At 64.5% G+C, this 26,364-nt stretch carries 25 protein-coding genes; 14 read left to right on the top strand and 11 right to left on the bottom strand.

Features of this window, described 5'->3' with window-relative positions; translation table 11 throughout:
• Positions 1-71: 71 nt before the first annotated feature.
• Entirely contained in the window at positions 72-1,232 is a 1,161-nt protein-coding gene (locus DOD19_RS04080; protein WP_024975207.1) for a BMP family ABC transporter substrate-binding protein, read from the top strand.
• 273 nt (positions 1,233-1,505) lie between these two features.
• Positions 1,506-1,802, top strand: a complete 297-nt coding sequence (locus tag DOD19_RS04075) for a YkvA family protein (RefSeq protein ID WP_024975206.1) — start codon at positions 1,506-1,508, stop codon at positions 1,800-1,802.
• A 9-nt stretch (positions 1,803-1,811) separates the two neighbouring features.
• On the opposite strand, the gene DOD19_RS04070 is transcribed toward DOD19_RS04075, so the two are convergent.
• The 4 genes from DOD19_RS04070 to DOD19_RS04055 are packed head-to-tail and all read right to left on the bottom strand — an operon-like array spanning position 1,812 to position 4,982.
• Positions 1,812-2,792, bottom strand: a complete 981-nt coding sequence (locus DOD19_RS04070) for a quinone oxidoreductase (RefSeq protein WP_112184122.1) — start codon at positions 2,790-2,792, stop codon at positions 1,812-1,814.
• Positions 2,789-3,220, bottom strand: coding sequence for a methylglyoxal synthase (locus DOD19_RS04065; protein ID WP_024975204.1), 432 nt, complete (start codon positions 3,218-3,220; stop codon positions 2,789-2,791). The genes DOD19_RS04070 and DOD19_RS04065 overlap by 4 nt, the downstream gene beginning before the upstream one ends.
• Before the next feature lie 10 nt (positions 3,221-3,230).
• The gene (locus DOD19_RS04060; RefSeq protein ID WP_112184120.1) at positions 3,231-4,022 is read right to left on the bottom strand and encodes an SDR family oxidoreductase; all 792 of its coding nucleotides are present in this window, start codon (positions 4,020-4,022) and stop codon (positions 3,231-3,233) included.
• A 42-nt stretch (positions 4,023-4,064) separates the two neighbouring features.
• Positions 4,065-4,982, bottom strand: coding sequence for a DMT family transporter (locus tag DOD19_RS04055; protein WP_112184118.1), 918 nt, complete (start codon positions 4,980-4,982; stop codon positions 4,065-4,067).
• 183 nt (positions 4,983-5,165) lie between these two features.
• Here DOD19_RS04055 and DOD19_RS04050 point away from each other — a divergent pair, with 183 nt between their 5' ends.
• Together DOD19_RS04050 and upp are read left to right on the top strand one after the other, a co-directional pair.
• Positions 5,166-6,644, top strand: coding sequence for an NCS1 family nucleobase:cation symporter-1 (locus tag DOD19_RS04050; protein WP_112184335.1), 1,479 nt, complete (start codon positions 5,166-5,168; stop codon positions 6,642-6,644).
• Between the two features lie 65 nt (positions 6,645-6,709).
• Positions 6,710-7,360: a uracil phosphoribosyltransferase gene (gene upp / locus DOD19_RS04045; protein WP_024975200.1), complete on the top strand. Its 651-nt coding sequence runs from the start codon at positions 6,710-6,712 to the stop codon at positions 7,358-7,360.
• A gap of 68 nt (positions 7,361-7,428) precedes the next feature.
• Here upp and DOD19_RS04040 read toward each other — a convergent pair whose 3' ends face one another.
• Positions 7,429-8,988: a helicase HerA-like C-terminal domain-containing protein gene (locus tag DOD19_RS04040; RefSeq protein WP_112184116.1), complete on the bottom strand. Its 1,560-nt coding sequence runs from the start codon at positions 8,986-8,988 to the stop codon at positions 7,429-7,431.
• A 173-nt stretch (positions 8,989-9,161) separates the two neighbouring features.
• On the opposite strand from DOD19_RS04040, the gene DOD19_RS04035 reads away from it, so the two are divergent.
• The 8 genes from DOD19_RS04035 (at position 9,162) to rng (ending at position 16,421) form a co-directional block, all read left to right on the top strand.
• Positions 9,162-9,887 (top strand): YebC/PmpR family DNA-binding transcriptional regulator, encoded by a 726-nt coding sequence (locus tag DOD19_RS04035; protein WP_024975198.1) that lies wholly within the window; start codon positions 9,162-9,164, stop codon positions 9,885-9,887.
• 83 nt (positions 9,888-9,970) lie between these two features.
• Entirely contained in the window at positions 9,971-11,239 is a 1,269-nt protein-coding gene (gene purD / locus DOD19_RS04030) for a phosphoribosylamine--glycine ligase (protein WP_024975197.1), read from the top strand.
• A gap of 155 nt (positions 11,240-11,394) precedes the next feature.
• Positions 11,395-12,303, top strand: coding sequence for an oxygen-dependent coproporphyrinogen oxidase (gene hemF / locus DOD19_RS04025; protein WP_112184114.1), 909 nt, complete (start codon positions 11,395-11,397; stop codon positions 12,301-12,303).
• Positions 12,300-13,010: a nicotinate-nucleotide adenylyltransferase gene (locus tag DOD19_RS04020; RefSeq protein WP_024975195.1), complete on the top strand. Its 711-nt coding sequence runs from the start codon at positions 12,300-12,302 to the stop codon at positions 13,008-13,010. Before hemF ends, DOD19_RS04020 begins: the two co-directional genes overlap by 4 nt.
• A 74-nt stretch (positions 13,011-13,084) precedes the next feature.
• Entirely contained in the window at positions 13,085-13,714 is a 630-nt protein-coding gene (gene rsfS / locus DOD19_RS04015) for a ribosome silencing factor (protein ID WP_112184112.1), read from the top strand.
• A gap of 21 nt (positions 13,715-13,735) precedes the next feature.
• Positions 13,736-14,206 (top strand): 23S rRNA (pseudouridine(1915)-N(3))-methyltransferase RlmH, encoded by a 471-nt coding sequence (rlmH, locus tag DOD19_RS04010; protein WP_024975193.1) that lies wholly within the window; start codon positions 13,736-13,738, stop codon positions 14,204-14,206.
• Positions 14,203-14,826 carry a Maf family protein gene (locus DOD19_RS04005; RefSeq protein ID WP_024975192.1) on the top strand — a complete coding sequence of 208 codons (624 nt, stop codon included), beginning with the start codon at positions 14,203-14,205 and terminating at the stop codon, positions 14,824-14,826. Before rlmH ends, DOD19_RS04005 begins: the two co-directional genes overlap by 4 nt.
• A 125-nt stretch (positions 14,827-14,951) precedes the next feature.
• Positions 14,952-16,421, top strand: coding sequence for a ribonuclease G (gene rng, locus DOD19_RS04000; protein WP_024975191.1), 1,470 nt, complete (start codon positions 14,952-14,954; stop codon positions 16,419-16,421).
• 20 nt (positions 16,422-16,441) lie between these two features.
• Here the strand turns inward: rng and DOD19_RS03995 are convergent, their stop codons facing one another.
• From DOD19_RS03995 to mdlC, 4 genes are all read right to left on the bottom strand, one after another.
• Positions 16,442-17,833, bottom strand: a complete 1,392-nt coding sequence (locus DOD19_RS03995) for an MFS transporter (protein ID WP_112184333.1) — start codon at positions 17,831-17,833, stop codon at positions 16,442-16,444.
• Between the two features lie 114 nt (positions 17,834-17,947).
• A complete protein-coding gene (locus tag DOD19_RS03990) occupies positions 17,948-18,889 on the bottom strand; it encodes a 2-dehydropantoate 2-reductase (protein ID WP_112184110.1) in 942 nt (313 codons plus the stop codon).
• 6 nt (positions 18,890-18,895) lie between these two features.
• Positions 18,896-20,347: an aldehyde dehydrogenase gene (locus DOD19_RS03985; RefSeq protein WP_112184331.1), complete on the bottom strand. Its 1,452-nt coding sequence runs from the start codon at positions 20,345-20,347 to the stop codon at positions 18,896-18,898.
• A 32-nt stretch (positions 20,348-20,379) separates the two neighbouring features.
• Entirely contained in the window at positions 20,380-21,969 is a 1,590-nt protein-coding gene (gene mdlC, locus DOD19_RS03980; RefSeq protein WP_112184108.1) for a benzoylformate decarboxylase, read from the bottom strand.
• 93 nt (positions 21,970-22,062) lie between these two features.
• On the opposite strand from mdlC, the gene DOD19_RS03975 reads away from it, so the two are divergent.
• On the top strand, positions 22,063-22,962 hold the full coding sequence (locus DOD19_RS03975; protein WP_024975186.1) for a LysR family transcriptional regulator: 900 nt from the start codon (positions 22,063-22,065) through the stop codon (positions 22,960-22,962).
• A gap of 13 nt (positions 22,963-22,975) precedes the next feature.
• Here the strand turns inward: DOD19_RS03975 and DOD19_RS03970 are convergent, their stop codons facing one another.
• Positions 22,976-23,572: a peroxidase-related enzyme gene (locus tag DOD19_RS03970; RefSeq protein ID WP_112184106.1), complete on the bottom strand. Its 597-nt coding sequence runs from the start codon at positions 23,570-23,572 to the stop codon at positions 22,976-22,978.
• A 51-nt stretch (positions 23,573-23,623) separates the two neighbouring features.
• Positions 23,624-25,348: a lipid A export permease/ATP-binding protein MsbA gene (gene msbA, locus DOD19_RS03965; protein ID WP_024975184.1), complete on the bottom strand. Its 1,725-nt coding sequence runs from the start codon at positions 25,346-25,348 to the stop codon at positions 23,624-23,626.
• A 233-nt stretch (positions 25,349-25,581) separates the two neighbouring features.
• Between msbA and DOD19_RS03960 the strand changes: the two genes are divergently transcribed.
• Positions 25,582-26,364 (top strand): glycosyltransferase family 25 protein, encoded by a 783-nt coding sequence (locus tag DOD19_RS03960; RefSeq protein ID WP_024975183.1) that lies wholly within the window; start codon positions 25,582-25,584, stop codon positions 26,362-26,364.

The raw sequence follows: 26,364 nt of genomic DNA, 5'->3' as shown, positions 1-26,364 counted from the left end.
ACGGCTTCTGCATTCCCGTCCTTTGCTTCAAGCTTCAACACAGTCAACGAGCCACACAACAGGAGAAATCGATGAACGTTACCCGCAGGATCACGCTGGCCGCCCTGGCCGCCGGTGCTGCCCTGACCCTCTGGGGTTGCGGCAAATCCAACGAAGCCGCAGGCGACAAGACCGCCGCGCCGGCCGCTTCCTCGGCCCCCGCCGCTGCCGCGCCGGCACCGGCCAATGAGCCGCTGAAGGTCGCGTTCGTCTACGTCGGCCCGGTGGGCGATGCGGGCTGGACATACGCTCACGACGCCGGCCGCAAGGAAGTCGAAGCCAAGTTCGGCGACAAGGTGAAGACGAGCTTTGTCGAAAACGTGCCCGAAAGCGCTGCAGACGCCGAGCGCGTGTTCCGCGACCTGGCCACCCAGGGCAACAAGGTCATCTTCGGCACGAGCTTCGGTTTCATGGAATCGATGCTCAAGGTCGCCAAGGAATTCCCGGACGTGAAGTTCGAGCACGCCACCGGTTTCAAGACCGCTGACAACCTCGGCCAATACGACGTGCGCACGTATGAAGGCGCGTACCTGGCGGGCGTGGTGGCCGGCAAGATGAGCAAGTCGGGCAAGCTTGGCGTGGTGGGTTCGGTGCCCATCCCCGAGGTGATCCGCAACATCGACTCGTTCACGCTGGGCGCACGCAGCGTCAACCCGAAGGCCACCACCCGCGTGGTTTGGGTCAACAAATGGTTCGATCCGGGCAAGGAGCGTGAGGCTGCCACCACCCTCATCGGCCAAGGGGTCGACGTGCTGATGCAGAACACCGACTCCGCAGCAGTCGTGCAGACCGCGCAAGAGAAAGGCGTCTACGCGATCGGCTGGGACAGCGACATGACCAAGTTTGGCGAGAAGGCCCACCTGGCCGCTTCGATCAACAAATGGGGCGTGTACTACACCAAGGTCGTCGGCGACGTGCTTGAAAACAAGTGGAAGCCGGAAACCGTGTGGTGGGGCCTGAAGGAAGGCGCGATCGATCTGGGCGCGTACAACGCGGTGGTGCCGGAAGACGTGAAGACCCTGGTCGAGACCCGCAAGAAGGGCATCATCGACGGCTCGGCACCGATCTGGAAGGGTCCTCTCAAGGACAACACCGGCAAGGAAGTCCTGCCCGCCGACAAGGTCGCCGACGATGGCTTCCTGCACGGCATCAAGTTCTACGTCGACGGCGTGGAAGGCAAGATTCCGGGCTAACCTGCCCACGGTCCTACTGCGCGGTCCGATCCTGGCTCCGTGATGCTCGCCGTACTCATGTACGGCTGCGCTTCTCAAGCCAACTTCGGAGCGCTCGCTACGGACCATGAACAGGTTCGTTGCGGCAAAAAGCCGGCACCTCGCGAGAGGGCCGGCTTTTTTCATGGGCGATGGCGCCTGATCTTGAAAACCGGGCAGTTTCCCCAAGCTGATACGATGGTTTGCCGGTCAAACGCTCTCATGTGACGCCGGCTTTTCATCAAGGAGCCCACGATGTTCGGACGACTCTTCCGCTTGTGGAGCGTGGTGCGCAACGATGCGCGCCTGCTGTGGTTTGCCCTGCGCCATCCGGACAAGCCCTGGTGGCTCGCGCCGGCGGCGCTGCTGCTGGTGGGCTACGTCGTATCGCCAGTCGACCTGATTCCGGATGTCATCCCGGTGATCGGCTGGGTGGACGACATCGTGCTGGTGCCGTTCGCGCTGCACATACTGCTGCGCGGCCTGCCCGACCGCGTGCGCGAGGATGCGCGCTTTGCCGCCGCCCGGCGTGTGAAGCCCACCGGGCGGTAACTTTCCGCCTTACGGCAAGAGGATCGTCGAGCCGGTCGTCTTGCGCGCTTCCAGATCGCGGTGCGCCTGCGCCGCGTTCTGCAGTTCGTAGCGTTGGTGAATTTCGATTTTCACCTTGCCGCTGCTCACCACATCAAACAACTCTCCCGCCATCGGTTCCAGTAGCTCGCGCCGCGCCGTGTAGGTCATCAGCGTCGGGCGCGTGATCTTGAGCGATCCCTTTGCGCTCAGCACACCGAGGTCAACCGGCGGCACGGGGCCCGATGCGTTGCCGTAGGTGACCATCATCCCGCGCGGCGCGAGGCAGTCCAGCGAACCCGTAAACGTATCTTTGCCAATGCCGTCGTAGACCACCGGCACACCCTTGCCGCCGGTGATTTCGCGCACGCGCTCGGTAAAGTTCTCGCGCGTGTAGACGATGATGTGATCGCAGCCGTGCGCGCGGGCGAGTTCAGCCTTGGCATCGCTGCCGACGGTGCCGATCACGATTGCGCCCAGCGCCTTGAGCCACTGGCACGCAATCAAACCCACACCGCCAGCGGCTGCGTGGAACAACACCGTATCACCGGGCTGAACGCGATAGCTGTCGCGGAGGAGGTATTGCGCGGTCATGCCCTGCAGCATCATCGCTGCGCCAGTTTCAAAGTCGATCGCATCTGGCAGGCGCACCAGAATGTCGGCCGGCATGGTTCGCACCGCCGCATAGGCCCCGGTCGGGCGGCCGGCATAGGCCACGCGGTCGCCGGGCTTGACGTGCGTCACGCCCAGGCCCACGGCTTCCACCACACCCGACGCTTCCATGCCGATACCGCCCGGCAGCGGCTGGGGATACAGCCCCGTGCGGAAATACACGTCGATATAGTTCAGGCCGATGGCGTGCTGCTTGACCGTCACCTCGCCGGGGCCGGGCGCGGGCACGTCGACATCGACGTACTGCATCACTTCCGGACCGCCGGTCTCAAAGATGCGGATGGCTTTCGCTTGTGTCATGCGTGGATCTCCTTCGGATCGGGCGCCACCCGTTGCAGGGCAGACATCACCAGGTCGGCGGTGGCCAGGTTGGTGGCGCAGGGAATGTTGTGGACGTCGCAGGCACGGACCAGCGCGTTGATGTCGGGTTCGTGCGGCTGCGGCGTCATCGGATCGCGCAGGAAGATGACGGCGTCGACACGGCCTTCGGCTAACTGTGCGCCAATCTGCAAGTCGCCGCCCCACGGGCCGGACAGCATGCGCTGCACGGTCAGGCCGACCTCCTTCTCCAAGCGGCCACCGGTGGTGCCGGTCGCCAGCAGATCGCATTGCGACAGGAAGGCTCGGTGCGTTTGTGCGAAAGCGATCATGTCGTCTTTCTTGTGATCGTGTGCGATCAGGGCGACGCGGCGTTTGCGGGCTGCGCTTTCGGGCGTAAGGGTGGTCATCGTTATTGGCTTAGAAGGTGCCAGGGAAGCTGCCGCCATCCATCAGGATGTTTTGCGCATTCAGGTAGCCAGCGTGCTGGCTGCACAAGAAAGCACACACGGCGCCAAACTCGGCCGGTTGGCCGAAGCGTCGGGCCGGATTGCCCTGCCGCTTGCGGTCGAAATTTTCTTCTGCGCTGATGCCGGCAGCCTTGGCGCCAGCTTCCAGCGTCTTGGTCAGGCGGTCGGTCTCAAACTGGCCCGGCAGCAGATTGTTGATGGTCACGCCATGCTTGGCGACTTCACGCGCCAGGCCCGCCACGAAGCCCGTCAGGCCGGAGCGCGCGCCGTTGGACAAACCCAGCACGTCGATCGGCGCCTTCACGGCACCGCTGGTGATATTGACGATGCGGCCCCAGCGGCGCTCGATCATCTTGTCGACGGTGGCTTTGATGAGGTCGATGGGCGTGAGCATGTTGGCGTTAAGCGCGGCATTCCACGCGTCGCGGTCCCAGTCGCGAAAGTTGCCCGGCGGTGGGCCACCTGCGTTGTTGACGAGAATGTCGGGCGAGCCGCCCAGTCGCTCGCATGCGAGCAGCGCCTCGGCGCGGCCTTCCGGCGTGGTGATGTCGGTGGCGACGGCTTCCACGCGCACGCCGTGCGCCGTGCGGATGCGGTCAGCGGCTGCCGACAGCGCCTCGGCACCGCGCGCGACAATCACCACGTCCACGCCTTCGGCGGCCAGCGCGTCGGCGCACGCAAAGCCCAATCCCTTGCTTGCGCCGCACACCAGCGCACGCTTGCCTTTCAGCCCCAAGTCCATCCTGTCTGACTCCTTGTGATTGTTATCTAGATTGGCCGCCTGTCAGCCGCGACGGCGTGACAGCAGCGCCATCCCGGCAAGCACCAGCGCACTGCCGGCAATCTGCCAAATCGTGATCGGCTCGCCCAGCAGCCACCAGCCCAGCAGCAGCGTTGACACCGGCCCGATCATGCCCGCCTGCGACGCCACTGGCGCACCCACGCGCGCCACCGCCATCATCGTCATCGTGACCGGCGCCACCGTGCAGAACACCGAGTTGATGGCCGACAGCCCATACACCTGCCAGGGCAACACGAGGGCCGACACCGGGCGCAGCACCAGAAACTGGACGATACAGGCTGCGGTCGACACGCACATCGCATAGGCAACCAGCCGCATCGACCCAACGCGCTTGACCAACTCACCGCTGGCCAGCAGATAGATACCGTAGCTGATGGCGCTGGCCAGCACCAATCCGCCGCCCAGCCACACGTTGTTGCCGCCCAGGTTGAGGTCGTGCGCGAACACCAGCACGATGCCGGCATAGGCCAGCGCCAGCGACACCCACTGCAAGCCGGTAATGCGCCGCTTGAATACCGTGGATGTAATCAGCAGCACGAATGACGGCGTTAGAAACAGGATCAGCCGCTCCAGCCCGGCCGTGATGTACTGCAGGCCGAGGAAATCGAGAAAGCTGGACAGGTAATAGCCGATGAGCCCCAAGCCGACGATGCGCCAGCGGTCTGGCACGGTCAGCGGCTCCGCACGGCGCGACTGCCACCACCCCATCGCCATGAACAGCGGCGCCGCCAGCAGCATGCGCAGGGTGATGACCATGACGGCGTCCACCTGATAGCGATACATCAGCTTGGCGACGATGGCCTTGGCGGAAAACAGGACGGCGCCCACGGAGGCGAGCAGCAGGCCGCCGGTATCGGTGGTTCTTGCGGGAGTGGAAGACGCAGAAGACGCGGTGGTCACAGCGGGGCGCGGAGAGATGCGGGCGGCGTTGGATAGCGTCGTCGATTGTATTGGAATTCAACAAAACGTTCCGGCGCGGGGTGCACCGCACGTGGCACAGGTTTCGCTTTGGGGCACACGGGACCGCCGTACAATCGCGCCAGCATTCCGAATATCAACAACGACAACGGATTCCTCATCGACATGAGCCAAACCACCTCCCCCGCGTTCTCTGCGGACGCTGCCGGGGCACCCGACCCGACGCTCTGGAACGAAGACCTCAACCCGACCCCGCAGGCTGCCCGCACCTGGACGGCGACCAACTACGCCGCGCTGTGGGTGTCGATGGTGGTGTCGGTGCCGGCCTACATGCTGGCTTCCGGCCTGATGAGCGAGGGCATGAACTGGTGGCAGGCCGTGTTGACGGTGTTCCTGGGCAACCTGATCGTGCTGGTGCCGATGGTGCTGGTAGGTCATGCCGGCACCAAGTACGGCATCCCTTTCCCTGTGCTGGTGCGCGCATCGTTCGGCGTGCGCGGCGCACAGTTGCCGGCCATTCTGCGAGCCATCGTGGCGTGCGGCTGGTTCGGCATCCAGACGTGGCTGGGCAGCCAGGCGATCTACACGATCCTCAACGTCGTCACCGACAACATGCTGGTGGGCGGCAACATTCCGGGGCTGGGCATCAACCCGGGCCAGGGCTTCTGCTTCCTGCTGTTCTGGGCGCTGCACATCTGGCTGATCACCAAGGGGCTCGAATCGATCAAGCGCTTCCAGGCGCTGGCCACCCCGCTGCTGATTCTGGCAGCACTTGGCTTGGTCTGGTGGGCGTATATCAACGCGGGCGGCTTTGGCCCGATGCTGTCGGCGCCATCGGCGTTTTCGGCGGGCGGCAAGCGCGCCGGCGAGTTCTGGGGCTTCTTCTGGCCGTCGCTGACTGCCATGGTGGGCTACTGGGCCACGTTGGCGCTGAACATTCCCGACTTCACCCGCTTCGCGCGCAGCCAGCGCGATCAGCTTGTCGGGCAGGCAATCGGCCTGCCGCTGCCGATGGGGCTGCTGGCACTCGTGGCCGTGCTCGTCACGTCGTCCACGGTGGTCATCTACGGTCAGGCCATCTGGGATCCGGTCACCCTGGCCGGCAAGATGACGGGCCCGTCGGTCATCGTGGCCTTGCTGGCGCTGATCACCGCCACGCTGATGACGAACATCGCCGCCAACGTGGTTTCGCCGGCGTATGACTTCTCGAACCTGGCGCCGCATCGGATCTCGTTTCGCATCGGCGGCTACATCACGGCGGGCATCGGCCTGGCGATGATGCCGTGGAAAATTCTGGAAACCACCAAGGGCTACATCTTCACGTGGCTGGTCGGTTACGGCGCGCTGCTGGGTCCGGTGGCGGGGATCATGATGGTCGACTATTTCCTGGTGCGTCGCACAGTGCTCAAGACCAGCGAACTGTTCCGCATGGACGGCCCTTACGGTTACGGCAACGGCTGGAACGGCCGTGCCATCGTCGCGCTCGTCATCGGTGTTCTGCCCAATCTGCCGGGCTTCTTCAAGCAGGCCGGGTTCGTCACCAGCGTGCCGGGCGTGTTCGAAGCGCTATACACGTATGCATGGTTCGTGGGACTCGCGATTTCGGCCGTGGTGTATGTGATCCTGATGCGCGGGCGCCGCTGAGCACCTCCACAATCGGCACGGGGCGCGCCGGTACAATGCGCCCCATCTGAGAATTCCTTGCCGCCATGAAACAAGATCCGCGCTTTCCGAACCTGTTCATCCTCAATCACCCGCTGATCCAGCACAAGCTCACGCACATGCGCGACAAGGACACATCGACGCGCACGTTCCGCGAGCTGCTGCGCGAGATCACCTTGCTGATGGGCTACGAGATCACGCGCAACCTGCCGCTGACCAGCCGCCACATCGACACGCCGATGGGCCCGATGGAAGCGCCCGTCATTGCGGGCCGCAAGCTGGCTGTGGTGCCGGTGCTGCGCGCAGGCGTGGGTATGAGCGACGGTCTGGTGGAACTGATTCCGTCGGCACGCATCGGCCACATCGGCGTGTACCGCGACGAGCAACACCGCCCGGTGGAATACCTCGTGCGCCTGCCTGATCTGGAGGACCGCACCTTTATCCTGTGCGATCCGATGGTCGCCACCGGCTACTCCGCCGTACACGCCGTCGACGTGATGAAGAAGCGCGGCGTGCCCGACGAGAGCATCCTGTTCCTGGCGCTCGTGGCGGCGCCCGAAGGCGTGGAGGTATTCCAGCAGGCGCATCCGGGCGTGAAGCTGTTCGTGGCGTCGCTCGATTCGCACCTGGATGAAAACGCCTACATCATCCCGGGCCTGGGCGATGCGGGCGACCGCCTTTTCGGCACGAAAAACTGATCGCACGCTCCCAGCGCGAACAAAAACAGCCGGCAATGCCGGCTGTTGTCTTTGGTACGTCGGGGCGCTCAGCGCTTCTTCGATCCGCCCAGAATGCTGCCCAGCACGCCGCGCACGATTTCGCGCCCGACGGTCGAACCGATGGTGCGCATCGTCGACTTGGCCAATGTTTCGACAATCGAATCGCCCCGGCCGCTGCGGCCCGTACCCTTCGTCAGGATTGCGCCGACATCGCCAAGCCGGCCGCTCTCCGGTTGCGCGGGCGCAGGCGCCGGTGCGGGCACTGAACCTGTCGATGCACCGAAATCCGTACCGATGGAACCGGGTGCCGGCGCAGATGCCGGCCCGCCGTTTACCACGCGGCCGCTCAGGATTTCGTACGCCGATTCACGGTCGATTGCCGCCTCATAGCGGCCGGCCACCAGCGAATTGGTCATCAGCTCGCGGCGCTCGTCGTCCGAGATCGGGCCGATGCGCGATGCGGGCGGGACGACAAACGCACGCTGCGTAACCTCGGGGCGGCCGCCCTCGTCCAGCATGGAGATCAGCGCCTCGCCCACGGCCAATTCGCCAATGGCCTCTTCGATGCTGAATTCCGGATTTGCGCGCATCGTTGTCGCTGCCGCCTTGACGGCCTTCTGATCGCGCGGCGTGAAGGCCCGCAGCGCGTGCTGCACGCGGTTGCCGAGCTGGCCAAGCACCGTGTCCGGCACGTCGGCGGGGTTCTGCGTCACAAAGTACACGCCCACACCCTTGGAGCGGATCAGCCGCACCACCTGCTCCACCTTCTGCAGCAGCGACGGCGGCGCGTCATTGAACAGCAGGTGCGCCTCGTCAAAAAAGAAGGCGAGCTTGGGCTTGTCCACATCGCCCACCTCCGGCAAATGCTCGAACAATTCAGAGAGCATCCACAGCAGGAACGTCGCGTACAACTTGGGCGCATTGAGCAGCTTGTCGGCCGCCAGGATGTTGATCACGCCCTGGCCACGCACGGTCTGCATCAGGTCGTTGATATCCAGCATCGGCTCGCCGAAGAACTGGTCGGCGCCCTGCTCTTCCAGCGCGATCAGGTTGCGCTGGATGGCCCCGATGCTGGCCGACGAGATGTTCCCGTACTTGTTCGTGTAGTCCGACGAGTGCTCGCCAACGTGCTGGAGCATCGCGCGCAGGTCTTTCATGTCGAGCAGCGCGAGGCCCGAGTCATCAGCAATCTTGAAGACGAGATTGAGCACGCCGGTCTGGATGTCATTCAGCTCCAGCATGCGCGAGAGCATCAGCGGGCCCATGTCGGACACGGTGGCGCGCACGGGGTGGCCACGCTCGCCGTACACATCCCACAACGTGACCGGGCAGCTGGCCCATTGCGGCTCTTCCAGACCACGCTCCTGCAGGCGGGCCTTGAGCTTGTCGTTGGACTGGCCAGCTTGCGAAATGCCGGTCAGATCACCTTTTACGTCGGCCAGGAAAACCGGTACGCCGATCTTCGACAGGCCCTGGGCGATCGTTTGCAGGGTGACGGTCTTGCCGGTGCCGGTGGCGCCGGTGATCAAGCCATGCCGGTTGGCGAGCTGGGGCAACAGCACCAACTCCGCTTTGGCGTTCTTGGCAATCAGGATGGGATCGGTCATGGCGTTTGGACGAGGATCAATCTGGGGGGACGACACACCAGCAAGTCGACCGGATGGACGGGGCGGCGGGCGTGTGCAGCATGCTAAAATCCGCGACCGATTATAGAGCGTGCAGGTGGCGTCAAACCGCCATCTGAGCGCCAGATTCCACTGCATTCCGCTCGGAGAGTTTCATGGCCGGTCATTCCAAATGGGCCAATATCAAGCATAAGAAAGCCGCTGCCGACGCCAAGCGCGGCAAAGTTTGGACGCGCCTGATCAAGGAAATCACCGTGGCGGCCCGTCTGGGCGGCGGCGATGCCGACTCCAATCCGCGCCTGCGACTGGCCATGGACAAGGCCACCGACGCGAACATGCCCAAGGACAACATCAACCGCGCCATCCAGCGCGGTGTGGGTGGCCTGGAAGGCGCGAACTACGAGGAAATCCGCTACGAAGGCTACGGCATCAACGGCGCAGCCGTGATCGTCGACTGCCTGACCGATAACCGCACGCGCACCGTGGCCGAAGTCCGCCACGGTTTCGACAAGTACGGCGGCAACATGGGCACATCGGGCTCCGTCGCGTTCCTGTTCGACCACATCGGTCAGTTCATCTACGCGCCGGGCACGCCCGAAGACAAGCTGATGGACGCAGCGCTCGAAGCCGGCGCCGACGATGTCGTCACCCATGAAGACGGCTCGCTCGAAGTCATCTGCCCGCCCAACGATTTCACCAAGGTCAAGACCGCGCTGGAAGCCGCCGGCTTCAAGGCGGAACTGGCCGAAGTCATCATGAAGCCGCAGACCGAAGTCGAGTTCACCGGCGAAGACGCGGTCAAGATGCAGAAGCTGCTCGACGTCCTGGAAAACCTGGACGACGTGCAGGAAGTCTTCACCAACGCGGTCATCGGGGAGTAAGTCCCGGACACGCGCATAACGGCGATCGACCTCACGATCGCCGTTTTTGTTTTCCAGATTTCGATTTTTTGAGTAGGTACAGCATGAAAGTGATGGTGGTCGGTTCGGGCGGTCGAGAGCACGCCCTGGCATGGAAGCTGGCACGCTCGCCCAAGGTGCAGGTGGTATACGTGGCCCCCGGCAACGGCGGCACGGCGCTCGACAAGCGCCTGCAGAACCTCCCGATCACGGATCCGGAAGTGCTGGCCGCCTTTGCCGAGCGCGAGGGCATCCACTTCACGGTGGTCGGGCCGGAGGCGCCGCTGGCCGCCGGCATCGTCGACCTGTTCCGCGCCAAGGGCCTGCGCATCTTCGGGCCAACCAAGGCCGCCGCGCAGCTCGAATCGTCGAAGGATTTCGCCAAGGCGTTCATGCACCGCCACGGCATTCCGACCGCCAAGTATCAGACCTTTGGCGATGCTGCGCAGGCACACGCGTACATTGACCAGGAAGGCGCCCCGATCGTCATCAAGGCCGATGGACTGGCCGCCGGCAAGGGCGTGGTCGTGGCAATGACGGCCGAAGAAGCGCACAGCGCCATCGACATGATGCTGGCTGACAACCGCCTCGGTGACGCCGGTGCGCGCGTGGTGATCGAAGAATTCCTCGCTGGCGAAGAAGCCAGCTTCATCGTCGTGTGCGACGGCAAAAACGTCGTGGCGCTGGCCACCAGCCAGGACCACAAGCGTCTGCTCGACGGCGACGCCGGCCCCAACACGGGCGGCATGGGCGCCTACTCGCCCGCGCCGGTGGTCACGCCCACGCTGCACGCCCGCGCGCTGCGCGAGATCATCATGCCGACGATCCGAGGCATGGAGAAGGATGGCATTCCTTACACCGGTTTCCTGTATGCCGGCCTGATGATCGACGCAGAAGGCAACCCCAAGACGCTCGAATTCAACTGCCGCATGGGCGATCCGGAAACGCAGCCCATCATGGCGCGCATGAAGACCGATCTGTACGACGTGCTCGACCGCGCCATCGACGGCAAGCTCGACGGCATGGAGCTGGACTGGGACCGCCGCACCGCGCTGGGCGTGGTCATGGCCGCACACAATTACCCGGACACGCCGCGCAAGGGCGACGTCATCACCGGCATCCCGAAGGAAACCGAAGACAGCGTCACCTTCCACGCTGGCACCACGCTCAAGGACGGCGTGTTGACCACCAACGGCGGCCGAGTGCTGTGCGTGGTTGGCCTGGCCGATACCGTCAAAGCGGCCCAGCGCGCGGCGTACAACGCCATCGAGCAGATCCACTTTGACGGCGCCCAGTACCGGACCGATATCGGCCATCGCGCCATCCGCCATTGAGCAATAGCCAGCCGCGCTGATGCCCCACCATGGGGCAGGCGCGGCATCCGTCACCCCGGGTGATCCCCGACTTGCCCCGGCTGCCCGCCCGCTACAATGGTGACAACCGTATGACTCGGCCTGACTCGCCCCTACGAGCGGCCCCTTCTGATCGCATGGATACCCAAGCCGTCCGCGCCTACCTGCTGGACCTGCAGGACCGCATCGCCACTGCCGCCAGCGCGCTGGACGGCGGCACGTTCGTCACCGACGCGTGGGAGAAGCCGCCCACCGAGCGCCTGCGCGGCAGCGGTCGCACCCGCATTCTGGAAGGCGGCGCGCTGCTTGAGCGCGGGGGCGTCGGTTTTTCGCACGTGATGGGCGACACCCTGCCCCCGTCGGCCACCGCCAACCGGCCAGAATTGGCGGGGCGCGGTTTCGAGGCAATGGGCGTGTCGCTGGTCTTCCACCCACGCAATCCCTACGTGCCGACGGTGCATATGAATGTGCGCTGCTTCGTCGCCGTGCGCCCCGACGCCGAGCCCGTCTGGTGGTTCGGTGGCGGCATGGATCTCACGCCCTATTACGGCTTCACCGAAGACGCCGCACACTTCCACCGCACCTGCCAGGGCGCCCTGGCGCCCTACGGCGACGAGCTGTACCCGCGCTTCAAGCAATGGTGCGACGATTATTTCTATCTGAAGCACCGCAAGGAAGCGCGCGGCGTCGGCGGCATATTCTTCGACGACTTTGCGGAGCTGGGCTTCGAGCGCAGCTTCGAGATGATGCGCTCGGTTGGCGACGCCTTCCTGCCCGCTTGGCTGCCCATCGCCGAACAACGCCACGCCACGCCCTACGGTGAGCGCGAGCGCGCCTTCCAGGCCTATCGTCGTGGCCGCTATGTCGAGTTCAACCTCGTATTCGACCGCGGCACGCTGTTCGGCCTGCAAAGCGGCGGCCGCGCCGAATCGATCCTGATGTCGATGCCGCCGGTGGCCAACTGGCGCTACGACTGGCAGCCGGAACCGGGTTCGCCGGAAGCGGCGCTGTACACCGATTTCCTGCCGGCGCGCGATTGGGTATGACGCTTCCCACGTTCGTGCGCCCCGATCTCGATCGCCCTTATCGGCTTGGCTTGCTGGGTGGCACGTTCGATCCGCCGCATGTCGGCCACATCGCCCTGGCCGAGCTGTGCATTGCCCGCCTCGACCTGGATGAGCTGCTGTGGATCCCGACCGGCGTGTCCTGGCAGAAAGCCGCCGACATCACGCCCGCGCCGCTGCGCTTTGCCATGACCGAACTGGCCGCCAAAGCGGTGCGCGGCGGCCGCGCCCGAGTCCACGCGAGCAGCATGGAAGTCGACCGCCACGGGCCCAGCTACACTATCGACACCGTGCGTGAATTGCGGGGTGTCTACGGCCCGGACACCTCCATGGCATGGCTCATGGGCGCCGACCAGCTCGTCGGCCTGGACACTTGGCACGGCTGGCAGGACCTGTTCGAATACGTTCACTTGTGCGTCGCCACACGCCCCGGTTTCGACCTTCAGGCGCTACATGCGCCGGTGCAGCGCGAACTCGATGTGCGCCGGGCCGGCACGGCATTGATACAATGCGCACCCGCAGGCCATATGTGGATCGACCAGACCCTGGCTGTCGACCTGTCATCCACCCGCCTGCGCCGGCAGCTTGCCACCGGCGCGCGCTGCGACATCGACCTGCCCGCCGGCGTGGCCGACTTGATCCAATCGCATTCGCTGTACCGCCGTGCCAATGGCACGGTCAGTGCTTGACCGCGTGATTGACCGCATTCACGCGCTTCTTTTCGACCTTTTTTCTCGCCTTTTAAACGTTCTTCTCACTCAGTATGGATATTCGCAAACTACAACGCGTGATCGTCGACGCGCTCGAAGACGTCAAGGCGCAAGACATCAAGGTCTTCAATACGACCCACCTGACCGAACTGTTCGACCGCACGGTCATCGCCAGCGGCACGTCTAACCGCCAAACCAAAGCTCTGGCCGCATCGGTGCGTGACGCCGTCAAGGAAGCCGGCGGCCACGTCATCGCCGTGGAAGGCGAAGACGTAGGCGAATGGGTGCTGGTCGACTGCGGCGACGCCGTGGTCCACATCATGCAGCCGCAGCTGCGCCAGTACTACAACCTCGAAGAGATCTGGGGTGACAAGCCGGTGCGCATCGAACTGGGCGGCACCGGCAAGCGTGGCTTGCCCAAGGCCAGCGAAGGTTACGACGACGAGGAAGACGAGGCCGAAGAGGTCACGCCGGCCAAGCGTCGCACCACCAAGCCGAAGCTGGCAGGTGAACGCCCGACCAAGGCCGCAACACCGGCCAAGAAGGCTCCCGCCAAGAAGCCCGCCACCAAGCGGGCTACCGGTGCTGGCAAGACCGCCACCAAGACCGCCGCAAAAACGGCAACCAAGACGGCAGCCAAGACGGCAGCCAAGCGCGCTCCGGCCAAGAAGCGCGCAGCGTAACGTCGAGCGCGCAGTCTCGCCATGCAGTTGCTGATCGTTGCCGTGGGGCACAAGATGCCGTCCTGGATCGAGGACGGCTTCTCTGAATACGCCAAGCGCATGCCGCCCGAACTGCGCATCGAACTGCGCGAAATCAAGCCTGAGCAGCGCTCCGGCAGTCGCACCGCTGCCACCGTCATGCAGCTTGAAGCGGCGCGCATTGAAGCCGCGCTGCCCAAGGGCTGCCGCATGATCGCGCTGGATGAGCGCGGCAAAGACCTCACCACCGTCGCACTGGCTGAATCCCTCGCCGGATGGCAACAGGAAGGCGGCGACATCGCCTTCGTGATCGGCGGCGCGGATGGGCTGGACCCGGCGCTCAAGGCCAAGGCTCGCATGCTGATCCGCCTATCGAGCCTGACGCTGCCGCACGGCATGGTGCGCGTGCTTCTGGCCGAGCAGCTCTACCGCGCGTGGAGCATCACGCAGAACCACCCATATCATCGCGTATGACCATGGATGCACCCGGCGCGCCGCACCTCTATCTCGCCTCGCAGAGCCCGCGCCGGCAGGAACTGTTGCGCCAGATCGGCGCGCGTTTCGAGCTGCTGCTGGCCGGCGAAGATGAAGACGCCGAAGCGCTGGAAGCCGTGCTCCCCGGCGAGACGCCCGATGACTACGTCCAACGTGTCTGCGCATTGAAGGCACAAGCCGCGGTGCGCCGCCGCATTGCACGCGACCTCCCCGCCCGGCCGATCCTCACGTCCGACACCACGGTATGCTTGGGCGGCGAGATCCTCGGCAAGCCGACCGACGCCGCCGATGCGCATCGCATGCTGCGCGCCATGTCCGGCCGCGAACATCGCGTGCTGACCGCCGTGACGGTCGTCACCGCCAGCGGCACGCCAATGCACGCGCTGTCTGTTTCCGATGTGCGCTTTGCCGTGCTGACGGACAACGACATCGCCCGCTACATCGCCAGCGGCGAGCCCTTCGGCAAGGCGGGCGCGTACGGCATCCAGGGTCGCGCAGCCGCCTTTGTCGCCCATATTTCGGGAAGCTATTCGGGTATCATGGGCCTACCCTTGTTCGAGACCGCCGCACTACTCGCACAGGCGAGCATCACGCTGTAACTCGCCCCTGACCGGCCGCTGAAGCACGCACCGGACAGCGTGCGAGGGCCGGTTTCAAGACACGCTTCGGGCGCATACGATCAAGCCCGGAGGCGGGTGCTGAAACCCGCTCTCCAGGTACCCCCATGTCCGAAGACATCCTCGTCAATATCACGCCGCAAGAAACGCGCGTGGCCATCGTCCAGCAAGCCGCCGTTCAAGAACTTCACATCGAGCGCACGCTAACGCGCGGCCTGGTCGGCAACATTTACCTTGGCAAGGTGGTGCGCGTCCTGCCCGGCATGCAATCGGCCTTCATCGACATCGGGCTCGAGCGCGCGGCGTTTTTGCATGTGGCCGACATCTGGCACCCGCGTGACGCCAAGGACGCGCCACCCGCCCCCCAGGTCGCCATCGAGAAGACGCTCTTCGAGGGCCAGGCGCTGATGGTGCAGGTCATCAAAGACCCGATCGGGACCAAGGGAGCGCGGCTGTCCACGCAGGTCAGCATTGCCGGCCGCACGCTGGTGTATCTACCCCAAGACCCGCACATCGGGATCTCGCAGAAGATCGGTAACGAGGCCGAGCGTGAGGCGCTGCGCACGCGCGTGACCGCCATGGTGCCCACTGAGGAACGCGGTGGCTTCATCGTGCGTACCATCGCCGAAGAGTCGACCGACGAAGAACTTGCCAACGACGTTGCTTACCTGCGCAAGATCTGGGCGACCATCCGTCACAACGCGACCACCCTGCCCGCCCCGTCGATCCTGTATCAGGACCTGAACCTCGCCCAGCGCGTGCTGCGCGATTTCGTGACGGACGAAACGCGCAGCATCCAGGTCGATTCGCGCGAGAACCATCAGAAGCTTGTCGAGTTTGCGCAAGAGTACACACCGGCCGTAGTCGAGCGCCTGACGCATTACACCGGCGAACGGCCAATCTTCGATCTGTACAACATCGAGGCGGAGGTTGAGCGCGCGCTGTCGCGCCGGGTCGACCTGAAATCGGGTGGCTACCTGATGATCGACCAGACCGAGGCGATGACGACCATCGACGTCAACACCGGCGGTTACGTGGGCGCACGCAACTTCGACGACACGATCTTCAAGACCAACCTGGAAGCGGCCCACACCATCGCGCGGCAACTGCGGCTGCGCAACCTGGGCGGCATCATCATCATCGACTTCATCGATATGGAGTCGGCCGAGCATCGCGACGCGGTGTTGGCGGAACTGCGCAAGGCGCTGTCACGCGACCGCACGCGCATCACCGTCAACAGCTTCTCGCAGCTTGGGCTGGTGGAGATGACGCGCAAGCGCACGCGGGAATCGCTCGCGCACGTGCTCTGCGAGCAGTGCCCGGTGTGCCAGGGCAAGGGTCAGGTGAAGACGCCACGCACGGTGTGCTACGACATCCTGCGCGAAATCATGCGTGAGTCGCGGCAGTTCAATCCGCGCGAATTTCGCATCCTTGCTTCGCAAGCGGTGATTGATCTGTTCCTGGAAGAAGAAAGCCAGCACCTTGCGATGCTGGGCGATTTCATCGGCAAGCCGATTTCGCTGCAAGTGGAATCGTCGGCCGCCAGCCAGGAGCAGTACGACATCATCCTGATGTAGCACGGCTCCCAGCGCGGCAGCTACGGTTTGACCGGGCTGCCGTGCGGAACCGGCGCCGCTGCCATGGATGCTTGCGCGCGCTCCGTTAGGCGGGGAATTTGCTCACGCATCGCCAGCAGCGCGGCCAGCACCACCAGCATCACAATCCCGAGCATTGCCAGATAGGCCACCGACCCACCGGCGGTGATAACCATCGCGCCTGCAAATGCGCTGAGGATCGCGCCCAGCCGTCCGAACGCCACCGCCGATGCCGTGCCTGTCGCGCGCACCGCCGTCGGATAAACGTAGGCGCACAGCGCATACATCGTCGATTGCACGGCGTTGACGAATAGCCCATGCAGCCCAAGGCCGACGATCAGCAGGTTCGTGTTCAGCTTGGCGTCGACACCCTGCAACGCAAAGGCACTCGCGGCCGCGCCCACGCAACACATCGCCATTGGCCAACGTGAACCCCATCGCGCGATGGTGACCGCGCAAACCAAGGCGCCGATCACGCCGCCCAGGTTGTACGCCGTCAGACCCGAACCGGCCACGGCCACGCTCAAACCTTCTGAAGCCAGCATCGTCGGCAACCAGCTGAACGCCGCGTACACGGCCAGCAGGCACATGAAGAACGCCGCCCACAGCGCGACCGTATCCCGTGCCTGCCCCGGCGCGAAGAGCGAGCGGAAACTGGCGTGCTGAATGACCTTCTGACCAGCCACATCGGCAAACGCCGTATTGGCGGACACATCGCGCCCCATCCTCGACAGCAAATGTGCAAGCTGCGGCCAGTGCGATTGGCGACGCGCCAGGAAGCGCGGCGATTCAGGCAGCGCGACCACCAGCACAAATCCGAGCACGAGCGGCAGCGCACCGCCAATCCAGAACAGCCCGCGCCAGCCATAAAGCGGCAGCACGTGGCCGGCAAACAAGCCTGCCAGCATCCCGCCCAGAGGCACGCATACGATGGTGGCCGTCACCGCCAACGTGCGGCGACGCGCAGGCGTGAACTCCGCCGTCATCGTCGTGGAGCTCGGCAGCGCGCCACCAATGCCCAGGCCGGCGATAAATCGCAGCGCGGCAATCGTCGCCACATTGGGTGCAAAACCGATCGAGCATGTCGCTACGCCAAACACGAACACGCTCCCGATCAACGCCCAGCGTCGCCCGAAGCGATCGGCAAACAGGCCCGCCAACGCGCTGCCCAGCCCCATACCGACCAGGCCGGCGGCCACCGCCGGGGCGAACGCGTTGCGCGTGATACCCCACTCCTTGATGAGCACGGGAATGGCAAAGCCGATCAACTGACCGTCAAAGCCGTCCATGACGATGGCGAAGGCCGCAAGCAGCACCGCCAACTTCTGCGCGAGGGAAAACGGCCCATCGTCGAGGACCGTGCCGATATCGATCGTGGTCTGGTTTCCGTTCATACCGGCCCCCGTTTGGACGCCGCGCTCGGCAATCTGCAATTGCACTTCATGTGGTTGTCTCCGTTGAGGTGGCGTCTGCGCGCCATCGAATGAAACCCTGCGTATCCCGGCCTGCTAAGGCGCCTGCTGGTGCACGGTGCTCGCCTGCATCAATCGCACCAATTGCATCAACGTCTCGGTGTGAGGCACAGGCACGCCATGCCGGCGCGCCGCTGCCACCACGGCGCCGTTGATGGATTCGATCTCGGTGGGGCGCCCGGCCAGCACGTCCTGCAGCATCGACGGCTTGTGCCCCTGATGCGCGACGATGGCGTGCCGCACGTTGTCGTTCACCTTTGCGGCATCAACTGAAATGCCGCTGGCGCGCGCCACGGCCAGCACTTCGTCCACGATGTTCAGCGCCAGCGTCGGGCCGTCTTCCACCGCGCCCAGCGCGTCGACGGACTGCTTCAGCACTGTGCACAGCGGATTGAGCGCGGCATTGAAGGCGACCTTCTCCCACACGGCGCCCCATACGTTCGCATCCGCCTGGCAGTTCAGGCCGGCGGCGGACAGCACGTCCACCACACGTGCCAGCATCGGGAGCCGCTCGCCGTCTGCGCTCATCAGGCGGATCGCACCTGCGCCATGTGAGCGCACGTGGCCTGGGCCAGCAAGGTCCGCCGGCCACGTGGTCACGCCAACGAAGATACGTTCCGGCGGCACCATCGAAGCCAGCGCCTCCACGTTGCCCAGCCCGTTCTGCAGCGTCAGCACATGCGTTGCCGGGCCAAGCAGGTGACGCACGCTCGCGAGTGCCGCACGCGTATGCATCGCCTTGGTGAAGACGATCAGCAAGTCGGGTACGTCCGTCGCGTCGCCCGGGCGCAGGGCCTGCAGGTTGCGGACGTGGCGATCGCCAGTGTCGGTTTCCAGCCGCAAACCGTGCGCGGCAATCGCATGCAGATGCGCATCGTTGATGTCGAGCAGCGTGACATGCTGGTTGGCTTCGGCGAGCAGCCCGCCGAACAACGACCCCATCGCGCCCGCGCCGAGGATTGAGATCTTCGTCGGCATCTCGGCTCAGAACGGGTAATGGCGCGGCGTGGTCTGTACCGTCATCCAGCGCAGCTCGGTGAACTCCGCCACACCAGCGCGACCGCCGAAGCGCCCAAAACCGCTTGCCTTGACGCCGCCAAACGGCATTTGCGCCTCGTCGTGCACCGTGGGGCCATTGATATGGCAGATGCCCGATTCGATGCGGCGCGCGACGTTCATCGCGCGCGCTACATCGCGACTGAACACGGCGGACGACAAACCGTATGCGTTGTCATTCGCACAGGCGACGGCGGCATCGTCGCCGCTCACACGCACGATGCCCTTGACCGGGCCGAACGATTCTTCCGAGTAGATCAGCATATCGGGCGTGACGTGGTCGAGCAGCGTGGCAGGCATCAGCGTGCTGTCGGCCTTGCCGCCGCACAGCAGCTTCGCGCCTTTGGCGAGGGCGTCGTCGATGAGGTGATTGCAGCGTTCGACTGTGCTCATGTCGACCACTGAGCCGAGCACCGCCGGCCCCTTGCGCGGATCGCCCAGCGGCAGCGCTGCAGCCTTGGCAGCCAGCTTGCCGACAAACGCGTCGGCGATAGATTCGTCGACGATGATGCGCTCGGTGGACATGCAGATCTGGCCAGAATTGGCGAACGCGCCGAAGGCCGCACCATCGACGGCGGCGTCGATATCCGCATCCGCCAGCACCAGCAGCGGCGCCTTGCCGCCCAGCTCCAGCACGACGGGTTTCAGATACGTCGCGCAAGTCTGCGCGATGATGCGGCCCACGCGCGTGGAGCCCGTAAAGTTGACGCGACGCACCGCTGGGTGCGCAATCATCGCCTCCACCACCGCGCCCGCATCGGCCGGAGCATTCGTCACGAAATTGACGACGCCATTTGGCAAGCCCGCCTCCTGCAAGGCTTCGATGATGAACCCGTGCGTCGCCGGCGAAATCTCGGAGCCTTTCAACACGACGGTGTTGCCGCACGCCAGTGGCAACGCAATCGCGCGCACCGCCAGGATGACCGGTGCATTCCACGGCGCAATACCCAGCACCACGCCTGCCGGCTGGCGCACGCCCATGGCGAGGCTGCCCGGCACGTCAGATGGAATGATCTCGCCCGCAATCTGCGTGACCATGGCGGCGGCTTCCTGCAAACCGCTCGCAGCGAGATGCACGTTGAAGCCCGCCCACAGCGCGGAGGCGCCGGTCTCTGCGGCCATCGCGACGGCAAAAGCCTCGCCCTTGGCTTCCAACGCCTGTGCAGCGCGCATCAACAACGCGCGGCGCTCGCTCGGGCCGATGGCGGCCCAGGCGGGGAATGCTGCCGCTGCAGCATCAACAGCGCGACGCGCATCGTCCACGGTAGCGGCTGGTGCCCTCGTGGCCACGGTGCCGTCAAGCGGATTCCGCCGCTCGAACACCGCACCCTTGGCAGCTTGCACGCGCTCGCCGTTGATGAGCATCGAGATGGTCTGCACCGCGTCCGGCGGGGCAATGTTCGTATTCGTCATCAGGCGATCTCCACTTCAATCAAGGTTGGTCCGGCGGATTGCAGCGCTGTACGCAGTACGGCTTCCAGCGCATGCGGGTCGCTCACGCGCTGGCCTGTGCAGCCCATCGCACTGGCCAGGCCGACAAAATCGATGCCGTGCAGATCCGTGCCCTGCACTGCGTCGGTTGGGGCAAAGCCGAACACCGGCGCGAAATCCTGCAGGGCAGCATAGCGGCGGTTGTTCAGGATCACGAACGTCATGGGCAACTCGAGGAGCGCAGCGCTCCACAGCGCCTGGATCGAATACATGCTCGATCCGTCGCCAATCAGACCAATCACGCGTGTGCCCGGTTTGGCGAGTGCCACGCCGACTGCCGCCGGCATGCCGTAGCCCAAGCCGCCGCTGTCCATGGTGTAGAAGGCGCCGGAGCGGCGCATCGGCAAGTAGGCCTGCATGGTCGAGCGTGCACTCGGAGCCTCTTCGACGACGATGTCTGCCGGGCCGCGCACGGCATCGAGCGTCTGCAACGCAAACGCAACCGACATGGGCGAACCCGGCTCAGCTCGCGGCGATTTGACGCGTGGCGCGGGCAGCGGCCGTGCCGGTGGCGCGGGGCGGGCGAGCAGATCCAGCACGCCCAGGCGGATGTTGCCAACGGCGGAAATGCCCTCCGGGGTCCAGGCAGCGGTCGCTGGATCGTCGATCAACTGCACGAGCCTCGCCCCGACCGGCACATGCGGCCCATGGCCTTCCACGTGGTACGTAAACGCCGGTGCGCCGAGCGCGAACACCACGTCGTGCCCCTGCAGCAGGCTGACGATCTTTTTACGCATGGCGGGCAGGAAACCCGCAAACAGCCGATGGTCTTCCGGAAACGCGCCACGCCCAGCCATTGGTGCGGTGAACACGCGCGCGTTGTGCGCCTCGGCGAGTTGCACGACGGTATCCCACGCGCCAGCGCGATCGACCGCGGCCCCAACCACGAACACCGGCCGCTGCGCCGCGTCGAGCAGGTCGCCGATGCGCGCCAGCGTGACCGGATCGGGCCGCACCGCGGTGGCCACTTCATGCACGGCAACGGGCTCTGTCGTCTGGTCCCAGTCATCCACCGGAATCGACACCAGGACGGGGCCCCGGGGCTCCTGCATGGCGATGTGATACGCGCGGGCCAGCGCCAGCGGCACATCTTGCGCACGCGCGGGCTCGATGCTCCACTTCACATACGGCTTGGGCAACTCCGTCGCCTGGTTGGAAGCGAGGAACGGATCGAACGGCAGAATGGATCGTGCCTGCTGCCCGGCGGTAATCACGAGCGGCGTGCGGTTCTTGAAGGCCGTGAAGATGTTGCCCATGGCATTGCCGACACCGGCCGCCGAATGCAGGTTCACCAGCGCGGCATTGCCCGTTGCCTGCGCAAAGCCGTCCGCCATGCCGACCACCACGGCTTCCTGCAAGCCCAGGATGTAGCGGAAATCCTCCGGAAAATCGCGAAACATCGGCAGCTCGGTGGAGCCCGGATTGCCGAACACGTGGGTCATGCCGAGCCGGCGCAGCAGGTCGATCGTGGCGTCGCGCACGGTGATCAGCGCGAGCGAAGTGCGGGTCATACAGGCAGTCCTCCTTGAAACAGGCTGCCAGTATGGAATCCGTAGCGATTAACGCGATATTGAATTATTTCGTCAAAGTCATTACCTTTTGGCATGACTTTCGATCTACGCCAGCTACGCGCCTTCACCACTATCGTCTCCGCCGGCAGCCTTGGGCGTGCGGCGGAGGTCCTGCACGTCACGCAGCCGGCGCTCAGCCGCATCGTCAAGCGATTGGAAGACGAGGTGGGCGCGCCGCTGTTCGAGCGGCACTCCAAGGGAATGCAGCTCACCGCGATCGGGCAGGCACTCCTGCCACACGCCTCGCTGCTTCAGCGCGAGGCCGATTACGCACAGGAAGAGATCGATGCGATGCGCGGGCTTGCCAAGGGCACGATCCGCGTGGGCGCAGTCGGCAGCATCGCAAGCTATGTCTTGCCGTTGGCCGTGGGCACTGTGGTAGCCCGCTGGCCGAACCTGCGCGTGGAGATACTGGAAGGCGTATGGGACCGGCTGGCCGAAGGGTTGGTCAAGCACGAGATCGATCTCGCGCTGTCGATGGCGATGCCGGATACCGACGAGATCATCGCCATCGCGGATTGCCGCTGGGAGGATGCGAGTTTCGTGGTCGCGTCACCGGAGCATTCGCTACGCCATCGCCCTGGCCTGACATTGGCCGATACGCTGGATGCATTCTGGGCCGTTCCACCGCGCGGTACCGGCCCGTACGAGCACATGCGCCAGGTATTCGAAGCAGCCGGACATGGCTTGCCGAACATCGTGGTGGAAACGCGCTCGGTGACGGCACTCAAGAGCCTCGTGGCGCGCTCCGGTTTCCTGAGCTGGATGGCAGAACCGATGATCGATGCGGAGCGCCGTGCCGGCGTGATCGAGCCGCTGCCGATTCCCGGCCTGGTCGCGCGCCGCACGCTCACAGCGTTCCGGCGCCGCCACGGCATTCTGCCGAGCCCCGCCGTCAAGCTGCTCGAAGCGCTGCGCGAGCTGACGGCGTAGGCACCCTGGCGCCCTATTTCTTCTCGCGCGGCAAGCGGCCGAGCAGGAAGAATTCGTCATTGGGCCGCATCGAAATCACATTCGCCATGCGGTTGGACAGGCCAAAGAACGCGGTGATGCCGGTGATGTCCCAGATGTCCTCGTCATCGAAACCGTGCGCGCGCAACGCGTCATAGTCGGCGTCATTGACGGTGTGCGAAGCGGTGCAGACCTTCATCGCGAAGTCGAGCATGGCGCGCTGGCGCGGCGTGATGTCGGCCTTGCGGTAATTGACGGCAACCTGGTCGGCCACCAACGGCTTCTTCTCGTAGATGCGCAGAATGGCGCCGTGCGCGACCACGCAATACAGGCATTGGTTGGCGGCGGACGTGGCGACCACGATCATCTCGCGCTCGCCCTTGGTGAGGCTACTGCCTTCGCGCAGCATCAGGGCGTCGTGGTACGCAAAGAACGCACGGCACTCGTCCGGCCGATGTGACAGCGCCAGGAAGACGTTCGGCACAAAGCCGCTCTTCTCCTGCACCTCCAGGATGCGCGCACGGATATCTTCGGGAATGTCGGCCAGCTCAGGAACGGGGAACCGGCTGATGGGCGGCGTGGTGGTCGTCACGATGTCTCCTTTGATTTGAGCATCCTGAGCACGCCGCCCTGAAGGCAAGACTTACTGGGTAGCGAACTGGATGCGATGGAGTCCAGCATACAACCCATCGCGCTCGATGAGTTCGCGGTGCGTTCCGGCTTCGGCAATCTTGCCGTGCTCCAGCACGATGATGCGGTCGGCATTTTCGATGGTCGACAGCCGGTGCGCGATCACCAGCGTCGTGCGGCCTTCCATCAGCCGTTCGAGCGCGGCCTGCACCTGGCGCTCAGACTCGGAATCCAGTGCGGAAGTCGCTTCATCCAGGATCAGGATCGGCGCGTCTTTGTAGATCGCACGGGCAATCGCCAGGCGCTGGCGCTGGCCACCGGACAGCTTCGAACCGTTGTCGCCGACATTGGTATCGATGCCCTCGGGCAGGTTGTCGACCACATCGGTCAGGTAAGCCGCTTCCAGCGCACGGCGCACGCGGGCCATGTCGATCTCGGAGGCGTCGCGCGCGCCATAGGCGACGTTGGCAGCGATGGTGTCGTTGAACAGCACCACATCTTGGCTCACGAAAGCGATCTGGCGGCGCAGGTCATACAGCGCCAGATCCGCCAGCGCATCGCCATCGAGCGAAATCGTGCCAGAGGTCGGATCGAAGAAGCGCGGGAGCAGATTCACCAACGTGGTCTTGCCGCTGCCCGACGGTCCGACCAGCGCGACGACCTCGCCCGGCTTGACGTGCAGATTCACGTTGTCGAGCGCCGCCCGACCATCTTCACCATAGCGGAAGGTGACGTTGTCGAAGCGGACATCGCCGCGGGCACGATCGATCTTCTTGCCGCCTTCTTGCGGTTCGATTGGCGTGTCGATGAGGCCGAAGATGAACTCAGCGGCGGTCAGGCCGCGCTGCAGCGGCTGATTCACATCGGTCAGGTGCTTGAGCGGCGAGATCAGCAACAGCATCGCCATCACAAAGCCGGTAAAGCCGCCGACCGTAGTCTGGTTGGCCTGTGCCTGCATCATGGCAATGGCCAGGATGATCGACAGCGCCAGCGCCGCCAGGAACTGCGTCACCGGCTGGTTCAGGCCACCGGCCACGGCCACGCGCATGGCGTAACCACGCAGACGATTCGTCATGGCATTGAAGCGCAGCGATTCGTACGCTTCGCCGCCGTGCAACTTGACGACCTTGTAACCGCCCACGGCCTCTTCCACCACATAGGCGGCCTGGTTGGTCAGGTTTTGGCTCTCGCGGTTGAGCGAGCGCAGGCGGCGGTTGATACGCGACATCAGCAGCCCGATGATCGGCAGGATCACCGCCACCACCAGCGTCAGGCGCCAGTTGGTGTAGAAGAGGAAGATCAACAGCGCCAGCACCGTCATTGAATCGCGTACCAGCGTGATGAACACGCCGGTCAGCACCTGCAGCACCTGGTTCACTTCAAAGATGACCGCGTTGATGATCGACGCCGCCGTATTGCGCTGATAGTACGAAGCCGGCGCCTGCAGCAGGCGCTCGAACATCTTCATCCGCAGATTCAGCAGCACCTTGTTCGACACCAGGCTCAACAGATACGTCGATGCAAATTGCGCGATCCCACGCACCACGGCAATGCCCACCAACATGGCCGGCACCTGCCACAGCCTGCCGACGTATTCACCGCCGAAGCCCTGATCCAGCAAATCCTTCACGACTTTCGGGATGATCCCCTCCGTGGCTGCCACCACGCCCATGGCAACCATTGCCAGGATGAAAGCGGTCAATTCGGGGCGCAGGTAGCCCCACAGCCGCTTGAGCATCGGCTTGGCGGGCGCTGGGTGATCAAACTTTGCTTGTATACTCACGGCGTTTTCAAATGAGGGTGGGCAGCTTGCGTCGCATGGCGATCGGCTCTGCCGACATCAAGTGCGTTGCAGCGGCTGTCATCCGACAGACGGGCGACCCGGCATTTTAGCGGCAATCCACCACCCGGCCCATCCTGCTGCGCAATCCCCGGTCAAGACGGACCGACGCATCATCTGACGCTTCCGCAATGAGTTCGCGCGTTCCCACGTTTTTCATCAATCTCGACCACGACGCCGGTCGCCGCGAGGCGCTGGAACGCCAGCTCGATGCGCTTGGCCTGCCGCATAGCCGCTTCCCGGGTGTGTACGGCAAGACACTTCCCGCCGACGAACTTGCGCGCCACTATGACCATGCGCGCGCTATTGGCCAGAGCCGAGAATTGACCGTCGGCGAAGTCGGCTGCGCACTAAGCCACCTTGGCGTCTACCGGGCAATCATCGAACAAAACCTGCCCTACGCGCTCATCCTCGAAGACGACGCCAAACTCGGGCCCGATGTGCCCGCCGTGCTCGATGCGCTGGCTCAGAGCGTGCCACCGGACGAACCGGTCGTCATCCTGCTCACGCACATCGACCGTTACTACAAGGGCGGCGCCGAATCGCTCACAGCTGACCACCGCACGGTCAAACTCGCCAACTACCAGTGGCTCGCGCATGGCTATTTCGTCACGCGCGCTGCGGCCAAGCGCATGGTCGAGCAGCTCTATCCCGTGTGGCTGGCAGCGGACTATTGGTACAAGTTCGAGCGTGAAGGCATCGTGCAGATGCGTGCGGTCGTGCCTTATGTGATTGGCGTGCAGAACTTCGATAGCGGTTCCAACCTGGAAGCCGATCGCGCCATCAAAAGCCGTGAAGCCGACAACCGGCTCGGTGTCGGCCATCATCTGCACCAGATCTTCGTGCGCAAGTTCCTCTATCAGATCTTCGTGCGGCCATTCCTCGGCATCGCCAAGCAGAAGAAGACTTGGTGA

The sequence above is a fragment of the Ralstonia sp. GX3-BWBA genome (genome assembly GCF_003290055.1).
GTDB lineage: Bacteria > Pseudomonadota > Gammaproteobacteria > Burkholderiales > Burkholderiaceae > Ralstonia > Ralstonia holmesii.
Note: the sequence above shows the minus strand (reverse complement) of the source record. Positions and strands in the feature narration are given on the sequence as shown.